Origin of the sequence: Antarcticimicrobium sp., assembly GCF_029212575.1 — a bacterium.
In the GTDB taxonomy this organism is placed as follows: Bacteria; Pseudomonadota; Alphaproteobacteria; order Rhodobacterales; family Rhodobacteraceae; genus Antarcticimicrobium.
This window is the reverse complement of sequence record NZ_JARGPK010000088.1, coordinates 65,487-76,276: the sequence shown is the minus strand read 5'-3', so window position 1 is coordinate 76,276 and position 10,790 is coordinate 65,487. Positions and strand designations below refer to the sequence as shown.

Annotated in this window: 11 protein-coding genes and 1 pseudogene; 7 read left to right on the top strand and 5 right to left on the bottom strand. The window is 64.5% G+C overall.

What is annotated here, in order from left to right; translation table 11 throughout:
- Positions 1-157: 157 nt before the first annotated feature.
- Positions 158-418 (top strand): annotated as a pseudogene (locus tag P1U75_RS20640) (MmgE/PrpD family protein); the annotation flags it as partial.
- Positions 419-437: 19 nt separating this feature from the next.
- A complete protein-coding gene (locus P1U75_RS18570) occupies positions 438-1,082 on the top strand; it encodes an MmgE/PrpD family protein (protein ID WP_300245959.1) in 645 nt (214 codons plus the stop codon).
- On the opposite strand, the gene P1U75_RS18565 is transcribed toward P1U75_RS18570, so the two are convergent.
- The 3 genes from P1U75_RS18565 to P1U75_RS18555 all read right to left on the bottom strand — a co-directional run bounded on the left by P1U75_RS18565 (position 1,043) and on the right by P1U75_RS18555 (position 2,837).
- Positions 1,043-1,285, bottom strand: coding sequence for a hypothetical protein (locus P1U75_RS18565; protein WP_300245956.1), 243 nt, complete (start codon positions 1,283-1,285; stop codon positions 1,043-1,045). The genes P1U75_RS18570 and P1U75_RS18565 overlap by 40 nt on opposite strands.
- A 28-nt stretch (positions 1,286-1,313) precedes the next feature.
- Positions 1,314-1,760 (bottom strand): hypothetical protein, encoded by a 447-nt coding sequence (locus tag P1U75_RS18560; RefSeq protein ID WP_300245953.1) that lies wholly within the window; start codon positions 1,758-1,760, stop codon positions 1,314-1,316.
- 174 nt (positions 1,761-1,934) lie between these two features.
- Positions 1,935-2,837 (bottom strand): LysR substrate-binding domain-containing protein, encoded by a 903-nt coding sequence (locus P1U75_RS18555; RefSeq protein WP_300245950.1) that lies wholly within the window; start codon positions 2,835-2,837, stop codon positions 1,935-1,937.
- A gap of 113 nt (positions 2,838-2,950) precedes the next feature.
- On the opposite strand from P1U75_RS18555, the gene P1U75_RS18550 reads away from it, so the two are divergent.
- The 5 genes from P1U75_RS18550 to P1U75_RS18530 are packed head-to-tail and all read left to right on the top strand — an operon-like array spanning position 2,951 to position 7,225.
- The gene (locus P1U75_RS18550; RefSeq protein ID WP_300245948.1) at positions 2,951-3,814 is read left to right on the top strand and encodes a MaoC family dehydratase N-terminal domain-containing protein; all 864 of its coding nucleotides are present in this window, start codon (positions 2,951-2,953) and stop codon (positions 3,812-3,814) included.
- Positions 3,811-4,962, top strand: a complete 1,152-nt coding sequence (locus tag P1U75_RS18545; protein WP_300245946.1) for an acyl-CoA dehydrogenase family protein — start codon at positions 3,811-3,813, stop codon at positions 4,960-4,962. Before P1U75_RS18550 ends, P1U75_RS18545 begins: the two co-directional genes overlap by 4 nt.
- A complete protein-coding gene (locus P1U75_RS18540; RefSeq protein WP_300245944.1) occupies positions 4,962-6,140 on the top strand; it encodes a CaiB/BaiF CoA-transferase family protein in 1,179 nt (392 codons plus the stop codon). The genes P1U75_RS18545 and P1U75_RS18540 overlap by 1 nt, the downstream gene beginning before the upstream one ends.
- A complete protein-coding gene (locus P1U75_RS18535) occupies positions 6,137-6,961 on the top strand; it encodes a CoA ester lyase (protein ID WP_300245942.1) in 825 nt (274 codons plus the stop codon). Before P1U75_RS18540 ends, P1U75_RS18535 begins: the two co-directional genes overlap by 4 nt.
- Before the next feature lie 51 nt (positions 6,962-7,012).
- Positions 7,013-7,225 (top strand): hypothetical protein, encoded by a 213-nt coding sequence (locus P1U75_RS18530; RefSeq protein WP_300245940.1) that lies wholly within the window; start codon positions 7,013-7,015, stop codon positions 7,223-7,225.
- Positions 7,226-7,427: 202 nt separating this feature from the next.
- Here the strand turns inward: P1U75_RS18530 and P1U75_RS18525 are convergent, their stop codons facing one another.
- A complete protein-coding gene (locus P1U75_RS18525) occupies positions 7,428-8,447 on the bottom strand; it encodes an alpha/beta fold hydrolase (RefSeq protein ID WP_300245937.1) in 1,020 nt (339 codons plus the stop codon).
- Positions 8,448-8,517: 70 nt separating this feature from the next.
- Positions 8,518-9,849: a cytosine permease gene (locus P1U75_RS18520; protein WP_300245934.1), complete on the bottom strand. Its 1,332-nt coding sequence runs from the start codon at positions 9,847-9,849 to the stop codon at positions 8,518-8,520.
- Positions 9,850-10,790 lie beyond the last annotated feature (941 nt).

Sequence of the window (10,790 nt, the reverse complement as noted above, 5' to 3'; positions counted from 1 at the left end):
GGTGCGGGCATTCTGGTGCGGGTTGTTCATCCTTCGGGGTCCTCGGCTGGAGTTTGGCGATTGCAGCCTAACTCCGAACCGGATGAACAACCTGCTGAGAGTTCACAGCTAGGCGCCCGGCAACACCGCCCCCGCAGACCTGATTGGAGCTTGACGCATGGACGCCGTCGCACAACTCGCCGATCACGTGATCGCCACCCGATACGCGGATCTGTCGGAGACCACCCGCGCGGCGGCCCGCCGACTGATCCTCGACACCATGGGCGTCGGGTTGGCGGGCAGCACCGGCCAATGGGCGGGCGCGCTGTTCGGCACCGCCGAAGGCTGGGGACAGTGCGGTCAGGCCCGGGTGTTTGGCCGGGCCGGGCGCTATCCTGCTGGGCTGGCTGCGCTGATGAACACCTATTGCGTGCATAATTCCGAATTTGATCGCAGCAATGGGCCTTGCCGGCACCGCACCGATGAAGGTCTTTCGCCCGGCGGTGATCGGCGGCTTTGGCGCGGTCGCGGCAGTGGGCAAGATCGCCGGGCTCGACCGCGACGGGCTGATCCACGCCTTCGGCGCGCAATACGCCCAGTCCGCAGGCTCCATGCAGGCGCATGAGGAGGGCACCATGCTACTCGCCCTGCAGATCGGTTTCAACGCCCGCGCCGCGGTCGAGGCGGTGGATCTCGCCGCCGCCGGTCTTGTCGCGACCCGGAACACGCTGCAGGGCCGGTTCGGCTATTTCAACCTGTTCGAGGTCGATACCTTCGACATAAGCGAACCCAGCGCCTTCGGCCCCAGCCGCGTGACCCTTGAGTATGCCGATGGCGCGGTGGGGACCGAAACCGTCAAACAGGCTCTCGGTCATCCGGCCAACCCGGTGACGGAACAACAGCGCGCGGAAAAATTCCGCGCCAATTGCCGTGCGGCTGTCCTGCCGTTGTCGGAGGCGCAATCCTCGGCGCTGATGGCCTGCATCGAAGATCTCGACGCGTTGGACGACCTGCGCGGGTTGATGGATCTGACCTGTCCGGAGGGTGGTTGGCCCTCACGGGTTCAGCGTTTGGGGATGATCCCCCGCCATTCCCCGTTTTGAGCCATTTTCTGTACGATATCGGCGCATAGCTGGGCGACGATGCGCATCGCCGCGCGAACCGGATGGTGAGTCGTGGTCGCCAAGACCAGCGTGCGCCGCTGCTGCGCGGGGTCGATCCGGGTGGCGGTGATATGCCCCTCCTCGGCCTCTCGTTGCACGGCGTTGTAGGGCAGGATCGTCGCGACGTTGCCCGCCTCCGCCATGCGGATGATGGTCAGGAGCGAGTCGACCTCATGCTCGACGGTGAGCGCGACCCCCGGCCTGCAGGCTGGTCTGGTGCATGCCGTGGCCGACAAATTCCCAGCCCGCGTCGCGGATCGCCGCGGCGCAGTCGGGATAGGCGTCGATCGCGGTGGCATTGATGCTGGCCGAGACCGGCAGGTCGCGCGCGGTGAACAGGGACAACAACCGCGCCATGCCGGCCCGCATGCCGTAGTCTGCCCAGCAGAAATTTGGCACGTCCGGGATCTTTTCGCGCTCATGCGGCGCGGTCAACAGCTTGCGCGGCATCGCCCTGTCGAAGGGCCAATGCTCGATGTTGACCACCAGGTTGACGATCAGGCGGGCGCCGTCCGGTCCGGTCAACGGTTTCTGCCGGCTGGCCAGACTGTAGGGGATGCGGGGATTGGCCTGCGCCGCGCCCTGCGGCGCCGCCGGCGGGGGCGAGAGATCGTCCATTCTGTGTCCTGACTCATAGCGACGTGCGGTGTCGGTCCTTCGCGACGTTCCTTGAAAGCGGAACACGCCCGGTAGCCGCGTGGGGATGCCGACGTCAGGATGTCAGCCGTGTCACGCGCTTTCCAATCCCAATGGGTGCAAGCGGATATAACGGTTTGGGGTAGGCGGGATCGTTCAGGCGGCGGTGTCGCCGCCCACGCCGGAGCGTACCAGCGCGTCAACCAGCGCCCGGGCGCTGCGCGGCAGGGCGGTGCGGTCACGCACGGCGACGCAGCGGTCGCGCAGGGCCCATTCGTCGGACAGCCGCACAAGGCTCAGGCGCATGGTGCGGGCGTGGCGCCGGGCGGCGGATTCGGGCACCACGCCGATGCCGACCCCGGCCTCGACCATCCGGCACATCGCCTCGAAACTGCGCACCTGGATTCGCAGTGCGCGTTCATAGCCGTTCTTTTCCATCAGGCTGCGCAGGAAGGCCAGCAGCGTGCTGCCCTCGTGCAGCCCGATATGTTCACACTCCAGCGTCTCGGCAAAGCGGACCTCGCCGCTCTCGGCCAGCCGGTGATCGCGCGGCGTCGCCAGCAGCAGGCGGTCGGTCGAGAACCGGATCACCTCCAGCCCCCCTGCGTCCACCTCGCCCGAGAAGATCCCGAGATCGGCGGTGCCGTCCTGGATGCCGCGCAGGATGTCATGGGTCAGCCGTTCCTGCAGATCGACGGTGAGCTGCGGGCGATCGGCCAGGAACCGGGCCAGGAACTCGGGCAGGAACTCGGTCACGGCGGTGGTGTTGGCGAAGATGCGGACATGGCCGCCGGTCTCGCCGCTGGCGAAATCATCCTTGAGGAAATCGACCTGCCGCAGGATCAGCCGGGCATGGTGCAAAAGGGTCTCTCCGGCCTTGGTCAGGCTCACCCCCTTGTTGCTGCGATAGATGATCTGGGCGCCGAGCTGTTGCTCCAACCCACGGATGCGCGCGCTGGCCGCCGGGGCCGAGAGAAAGGCGCGCCGCGCGCCCTGGGTCAGGTTTCCCGCCTCGGCGACCTGCACGAACAGCTGAAGATCCTGAAACTGAATGTGCATCGCGGCCTCCCTGCGTTCGGTGTTCCCGAATGCAGCCTTGTTAAATCGCGAATTTGAGAAACGCAATTAAGGTGGCAAAACACAGGAACCCGCAGCAGCGCAGGAGCCGGACCGTGGACATCGAACACCTTCAGCAATGGATCGGCCGATCCGAACAGGTGGAGGAGCGGATCGCCGCCTTTCCCGCCAACGGTCTGGCCGCCACCCTGGATCGGTCGGATCCCCCGTATGACGACGGCACAGTCTTGCCGCCATGCTGGCACTGGCTGTATTTCCTTGCCCCCAGCCGGCACGGCGAACTCGGCCCTGACGGCCATGCGGCGCGCGGCGGTTTCCTGCCGCCGGTTCCGCTGCCGCGCCGGATGTGGGCCGGCAGCCGGCTGGAGTTCCACGCCCCGCTGTGCATCGGCCGGCGCTTGCGCCGGGTCTCGACCGTCAAGGACGTCGCGCTCAAATCCGGGCGTGGCGGCGCGCTGGTTTTCGTTACTGTCGCGCACCGGGTGCTGGACGGTGAAACCCTTTGCGTCGAGGAAGAGCAGGACATCGTTTATCGCGCCGCGCCCCAACCCGGCGCCCCGACCCCCACACCGAAACCGGCGCCTGAAGATGCGACGTTCTCACGGGTGATCCACCCCGACCCGGTGCTGCTGCAGCGTTACTCGGCGCTGACCTTCAACGGCCATCGCATTCACTACGACCGCGACTATTGCCTGCATCACGAGGGGTATCCCGGCCTCGTGGTGCACGGCCCGCTGCTGGCGACGCTGATGCTGGATTTGCTGCGCCGGAATGATCCCGGCGCGCGGGTGGCGCGGTTTTCGTTCCGCGCGCAGGCGCCGATCTTTGACCTGCATGATTTCTCTGTTCACGGCGCGCCCGATCCGGACGGCGAAACCGTCCGCCTCTGGGTGCGGCGCCACGATGGCGCCCTCGCCATGAGCGCAACCGCCGCGCTGACCAAAGGACAAGACACATGAGTGACCCCCATCAGGACATCCGCGAGGCCGTGCGCGGCCTCTGCGCCACCTTTCCGCCCGAGTACCACCGCAAGGTGGACGAGCAGCGCGGCTATCCCGAGGCCTTCGTCGACGCCCTGACCGAGGCGGGCTGGCTCGCCGCGCTGATCCCCGAGGAGTTCGGTGGCTCCGGCCTCGGGCTGGCCGAGGCCTCGGTGATCATGGAGGAGATCAACCGCGCCGGCGGCAATTCCGGCGCCTGCCACGGGCAGATGTACAACATGGGCACGCTGCTGCGGCACGGCTCGGACGCGCAGAAACAGGCCTATCTGCCCAGGATCGCCCGCGGTGAACTGCGCCTGCAGTCGATGGGGGTGACCGAACCCACCACCGGCACCGACACCACCAAGATCAAGACCACCGCCGTCAAGAAGGGCGACCGATATGTCGTCAACGGCCAGAAGGTCTGGATCAGCCGGGTTCAGCATTCCGACCTGATGATCCTGCTGGCGCGCACCACGCCGCTGTCCGAGGTCAAGAAGAAGTCGCACGGCATGTCGATCTTCATCGTCGACCTGAAGCAGGTGATCGGCAACGGGATGGAGGTGAAGCCGATCCCCAACATGGTCAACCACGAGACCAACGAACTGTTCTTCGACAATCTCGAAATCCCGGAGGAAAACCTGATCGGCGAGGAGGGGATGGGCTTCAAATACATCCTCGACGGGCTCAACGCCGAGCGCACGCTGATCGCCGCCGAATGCATCGGCGACGGCTACTGGTTCATCGACAAGGTCTCCGACTACGTGAGGGAACGCACCGTCTTCGACCGCCCGATCGGCCAGAACCAGGGCGTGCAATTCCCCATCGCCGAGGCCCATATCGAGGTCGAGGCCGCCAACCTGATGCGGTTCGAGGCCTGCCGGCTGTTCGACGCGGGCGAACCCTGCGGCGCGCAGGCCAACATGGCAAAATACCTTGCCGCCAAGGCCAGTTGGGAGGCCGCCAATGCCTGCCTGCAATTCCACGGCGGTTTCGGCTTTGCCAACGAATACGACGTGGAGCGCAAGTTCCGCGAAACCCGCCTCTACCAGGTGGCGCCGATCTCCACCAATCTGATCCTGTCCTACGTTGCCGAGCACATCCTCGGCCTGCCGAGGTCGTTCTGATGCGGCCGCTGGACGGGGTGACGGTGGTCACGCTGGAGCATGCCGTGGCCGCCCCCTTCGCCACCCGGCAACTGGCCGATCTGGGCGCAAGGGTGATCAAGGTCGAGCGCCCCGGCACCGGCGATTTTGCCCGCGCTTATGACGAACGCGTCGGCGGGCAGGCGTCGCATTTCGTCTGGGCCAACCGATCGAAGGAAAGCCTGACGCTCGACGTCAAGCATCCGCAGGCCGACGAGGTGCTGCACCGCCTGCTGGCCAAGGCCGACGTGCTGGTGCAGAACCTCGCGCCCGGGGCAGCAGCGCGGCTGGGCCTGACCCGCGCGGCGCTGTCCGATGTGAATCCCGGCCTGATCGTCTGCAACATCTCGGGCTACGGCCCCGACGGGCCCGACCGGGACCGCAAGGCCTATGACCTGCTGGTGCAGGCCGAGGCCGGGTTCCTCTCGGTCACCGGCACCCCGGAGCAGCCCAGCAAGTCGGGCGTCTCCATCGCCGATATCGCCGCGGGCATGTATGCCTATACCAACACCCTCGCGGCGTTGATCCAGCGCGGCAAGACGGGGCAGGGCGCCACCATCGAGGTCTCCATGCTCGAGGCGCTGGCCGAATGGATGGGTTACCCGATGTATTACGCCTATGACGGCGCGCCGCCGCCCGCCCGCGCCGGGGCCAGCCACGCCACGATCTTTCCCTATGGTCCGTTCCCGGCGGGCGACGGCTCGGTGGTGATCCTCGGGCTGCAGAACGAACGGGAATGGGCGGCCTTCTGCGACGCGGTGCTGCACCAGCCCGCGCTGAAACAGGATGCCCGGTTCGACAGCAACGCGCGGCGTGCGGCGAACCGCGAGGCACTGACCGATCTGATCACCGCCGCCTTCGCCGGGCTGACCGGCGACGCGGTTATCGCCCGGCTCGACGCTGCCGGCATCGCCAATGCCCGGATGAACGACATGGCCGGCCTGTGGGACCATGCCCAGCTCCGGGCGCGCGACCGCTGGCGCGAGGTCGGCAGCCCGGCCGGCCCGATCCCCGCGCTCTTGCCGCCCGGCGGCTTCGACGGCTACGCGCCGCGCATGGACCCTGTCCCGGCGCTCGGCGAACATACCGACACGGTGCTGTCCGGTCTCGGGTTCTCCTCCACCGAGATCGACCGTCTGCACCGGGAGGGGGCGCTGTGAGCGCCCCCTTCGAAAACGCCAGAAGCCTGCTTTTCGTGCCGGGTGACCGCGAAGACCGTATTCCCAAGGCGGTGGCCAGTGCGGCCTGCGCCACCATCATCGACCTCGAGGATGCGGTGGCCCCCGAGGACAAGCCGCGCGCGCGCCGCGCCGTGGCCGCCTTCCTCGGGGGGCTTCCGGCTGCCTCGGTTCTGCTGCGCGTGAACGCGGTGGATACGCCTTGGTACGCCGAGGATGGGGCGCTGGCGACGCATTCCGCCGTTGCCGGAGTCGTCTTGCCCAAGGCCGACCTCGCGGCGTTGTCCCGTGCCCGCCGGGATATGGATACCCCGATCTGGCCTTTGGTCGAGACCGCGCAGGGACTCAACGACTTGCGGGGCATGGTGCAATTGCCTGGCATGGCACGCATGCTTCTGGGTACTATCGATCTGGCTCTGGACCTCGGGCTCGACGACCGGCAGGCCGGCGGTCGGTCGATGCTGGACATGGCCCGCTTCCAGCTTGTGGCCGCCTCAACCGCCGCCGGGCTGGCGCCTCCGGTTGATGGGGTGTTCGCGGATCTGGCGGATGTAGGGGGTCTGGGGGACGCCGCGGCCCATGCCCATGCCTGTGGCTTCGGTGGCATGATGTGCATTCACCCTGCTCAAGCTGCGACGGTGAACCATGCCTTTGCCCCGGCCGAGGCTTTGCTCGATTGGGCGCGCCGCGTACGACAGGCGGCCGAAGGTCAGAACGGCGCCTTTCGCTTCGAGGGGCAGATGATTGACGCACCGGTTCTGGAAAAAGCCGAACGGCTGCTCGCCACCCGTCCCCGGCCATGACGACGACGGCGCCCTGTCTCCCGCGCCGAGCAACCAAGGAGACCAACGCTCATGAAGGGACCGGTACCTGTCAAGCGCGTGATCGACTACAACATGAAGGTTCGCGTCAACCCGGCCCCTGTCGGCGCGCCGATGCCCGGCGTCGTCGCCTCGGTCGCCGTCACCCCTCTGATGGTGGAATTCGAACAGGCTGGCCGCGTCCCGCGTCAGCGCCCCCGGTGCCAGGCCGAATTCCTTTGGCAGCGGTCGTTGTCGACGCGCTGAGCAGCGGAACTGGCGAACTGCGCATGCACCAACGGTTTCGGCAACCCGGACCCGCGGCACTCGGCCTTGACCTGGAAAAACTCCTCGGCCTTCGAAGCTCAAGCCGCATAAATGAGAAACCGGAGCGGCATCAAAGCGTGACAGGTCCAGAAACAAGCGGCGCCGTTTCGGCGCCGCTCTGGTCTTTACCGGGAACCGCCGTTCAGCTCGCCAACAGTTCCGTCAGTTTCTGGTCGATGAATTTCACATCATCTGGATTCGTGCCGGGACCGCCCGCGAAATGGCCCCAGATCGAGGGAACGGGGACATAGTCGGCGTTGGGCATGTTCGCGACCTCATTCTGGCTGTCCTCGACCGGGAAATACAGATCGGTCTGACCGGGCATGACATAGGCCTTTGCCTTGATCGCACCGAGTGCCGCCTTGTAGTCGCCGTTGTAGAGATCGTTGTCGCTGATGTCGCCGTGCTGCCAGGTCCAGGCCATGGTCAGCAGGTTGTTTGCATCCTTGGGCAGGAAGAAACCCTCCCAGAAGCCGATGAGGAAATCTTCCAGCGACGCATAGCCGAGCGCCTTGAGATCGAGTTCTTCGCGGTAGAAGGTCTGCGACAGGCCCCAACCGGCATAGACCCGGCCCACTGCGCGCAGGCCCTTTTCCGGCTTGCTCGTATAGCGCCCGTTTTCCCAGGCGGAATCGGCGCGCAGCGCGGCCTTGACGCCTTCGAGAAAGACATAGTTGTGGCGGGAACACTTGGCCGAGCCGCAGAACGGTGCGATCAGCTCCACCATGTCGGGGAACAGCGCACCCCAATGGAAAGTCTGAAGCGCGCCCATGGACCAGCCTGTCACCATGCGGATCTTCTCGATACCGAATTTTTCGGTGATCAACCGGTGTTGCGCCATCACGTTGTCATAGGCGGTGACATCGGGGAAGCGGTCGGCATTGTAGGGTTCGGGCGTGTTCGACGGCGAGGACGAAAGGCCGTTTCCGAACATGTTGGGGATGATGATGAAGTACTTTTCGGGATCGAGGGCCATGCCCGGTCCGATCAGCCATTCGTTGTCGTAGTGCTGGCCCGAGTACCAGGTCGGGTAGACGATCACATTGTCCTTGGTGGCGTTGAGTGTGCCGAAGGTCTTGTAGGCCAGCTTGCAGTCAGGGACGGCCAGGCCGCACTGGAACTTGAAGGTGCCAAGGTCGAAAATGTCGTAGTCTTGGGTCATGGTAGCTTCCTTTGTTTGCATTGCGCGCTGCGGCCGGAACCGCAGCACGCCCGGAACAGGTCCGAAGAGATTATGCGCGCGTGTTGTTCCCGGAGAGTGAACTCAGAACATAGTAGGCGGCGCCGCCCACCAGGCCAGCCGAGATTGCCGTGGAAAGGTGCGGCAAATACCACTCGACGATGAAGGCCACAGCCGAGCCGCAGGCCCAGGCCAGGAAGGCCGTGCCGCGCCAGTCGGCATCGATCTTCGAGCCCTTCCGAACCAGGTACTGATCGACCAGGATGATCGCACCGATCGGCGGCACCAGGATACCCAGCAGCGACAGCCACTGAATGAAGAAGGCCCAGACGTTGGTGGCCGCGATCACGATGCCGATTGCACCTAGGATGATTGCGAACAGTCGCATGTGGCTGCGCAGGATGCGCGACCAGCCGGTGGCGGCGTTGTACAGGCAGTGGGCACAGACCGAGCCGAGGTTCACGTAGAGGAACAGGAAGGCCAGCACGCTGAGCCAGGTCAGTTGCTGGGCGTTCATGTAGCCGAACATGTTGTCAGTGCCGAAGGGATTCGCATCCGGCACGGCCAATGCCGCGGTCATCACACCGCCGACCAGCATGGCGGCGAGGTTGGCGAAGGGGAAGGCGCTGAAGGTGGCGACCCACGAGCTTTTTTCGTCCGCGGCCCATCGGTTGAAGTCGGCGCTCACGGTGCCGGCGTCGATGAACAGTGCGATGACCACGGTCAGGCCGACGCCCATGCTCATGGTGGCGGCACCGTTGTTGCCCGGATAGGCCAGGATCGCGTCCCAGCCCGACGTGGCGGCGGCATCGCCGGCAACCCATAGACCGAGAACGACGAACAGCGGCACAGAGATTGTCCCGATGATGTGCAATCCTCTCACGCCGACGAAGGTGATGCCGATATAGAGCGCACCGGCGATCACCGTCATGACGACGTAATTCAGTTCGTAGGTTGAACTGACCAGCGCGCCGGTAATCCCGGTTTGCACCGCATACCAGCCCAGCAAGAGGGTCGAGAGCAGGCCGGAGGCAAAGACATAGCCCTTGCGCCCGAAGACGATGCTGGCGAGCAGGGCAAAGTTCAGACCCTTGCGGGCGCCCAGCTGGCCCAGCAGGCCGACATAGAACAGCATGATCAGGTTGCCGATGATCATCGCTTTCAGCGCCGCGGCAAAGCCCATGCCGAGCACGAGGATCGAACCGGTCATTGCCCCGGTGATGATCATCGGAAAGCCCATCCAGACCATGGTGACGGAGAACATGCTGCGCCGGGCCTTGGCCGGCACCGGTTCATGTTCATATTCTTCGCCGAGGGCGTGGTCGACGTTCTCTTCTATTTTTTCGAGCTCATCAGGCTCGATGTGCTGGATTGATTCAGACATTGCATTACCTCTCTGTCGTTGTAGGCGGTGATTTTTCCGGGACATTTGTCTTCAAGGCATGCGACGGCCCTTTGCCCGCCGGCGATGCCGATGAGCGCCCAAACGGACGAACGTTTTGATCGGGTTGGTGTGATCCACCTTGCGGAAATTTTTGCAGGGGCGGAGCGTGCCAGGGGGCGTTTCGGGGCCGAACGTCTGTGCCTTGTGGTGTTTCCTTCCCGACTGATGGAGTGTTGGGGACAGCAAAAACGAAAAAAGCCCCGACTCGTCGAATCACTGTCGACTGAGTTCGAGGCCTAACTGCCGAATTGAAGCTCAGGCACGTCTTTGGACCCAAGCTGTCAAATTGCTGGCATGATTCGTTAACAAATGCAAATTTTTGATTCTGTTTGGACGGGCCGAGAGGGGAATTCGGCGGTTTTTGCCGATTTTTTGGACGAAACGTCGCGGAACTTCAGGGAAATCTCCCTTGAGTTGAGGAATCTTCTCATTTTCGGGTCTGCCAGGGCGGGGCCTGAGACGATGCGGAACGGCCCCGCGCCGAGGGCTTTCCTGCGCAAATCCCTCGCTGCCAGAACCGCGAAAGACGTGCGGCGGGTGGCGCCGGCTGTTTCACCGGTTCCCGGGCGCGCGCGGCTTGCCTGGCGGGATGGGGCCGGGTCGATAGTATGCGATTTTCCGACCGGTCGCGTGGCGTGATTCTGGCGCCGAATTTCCTTGAGAACCAAGGAGTTTGCAGGTTGGGAATCCGGGTTTCGTGTTGCCGAGTTCCCCTTTGGGTGATGGTAATAGGCTGAAAAATAACAAGAAAATTTATCTTGCAAAAATTGTGATTATGCTCAACGATTGTTGCAGGCTCAAATGCGAGCCTGACAATATGATGAGCAAATAGGCTCTCCGTTCGTGGTGACTGCACCGCGCCGGGGGGCCTTTTTTTATTG

Excerpts from the sequence above, each read along its gene's own strand:
- P1U75_RS18570 (WP_300245959.1), top strand. The coding sequence starts at position 438 with ATGGGCCTTGCCGGCACCGCACCGATGAAGGTCTTTCGCCCGGCGGTG.
- P1U75_RS18565 (WP_300245956.1), bottom strand. The coding sequence starts at position 1,285 with ATGGCGGAGGCGGGCAACGTCGCGACGATCCTGCCCTACAACGCCGTG.
- P1U75_RS18560 (WP_300245953.1), bottom strand. The coding sequence starts at position 1,760 with ATGGACGATCTCTCGCCCCCGCCGGCGGCGCCGCAGGGCGCGGCGCAG.
- P1U75_RS18555 (WP_300245950.1), bottom strand. The coding sequence starts at position 2,837 with ATGCACATTCAGTTTCAGGATCTTCAGCTGTTCGTGCAGGTCGCCGAG.
- P1U75_RS18545 (WP_300245946.1), top strand. The coding sequence starts at position 3,811 with ATGAGTGACCCCCATCAGGACATCCGCGAGGCCGTGCGCGGCCTCTGC.
- P1U75_RS18540 (WP_300245944.1), top strand. The coding sequence starts at position 4,962 with ATGCGGCCGCTGGACGGGGTGACGGTGGTCACGCTGGAGCATGCCGTG.
- P1U75_RS18530 (WP_300245940.1), top strand. The coding sequence starts at position 7,013 with ATGAAGGGACCGGTACCTGTCAAGCGCGTGATCGACTACAACATGAAG.
- P1U75_RS18525 (WP_300245937.1), bottom strand. The coding sequence starts at position 8,447 with ATGACCCAAGACTACGACATTTTCGACCTTGGCACCTTCAAGTTCCAG.
- P1U75_RS18520 (WP_300245934.1), bottom strand. The coding sequence starts at position 9,849 with ATGTCTGAATCAATCCAGCACATCGAGCCTGATGAGCTCGAAAAAATA.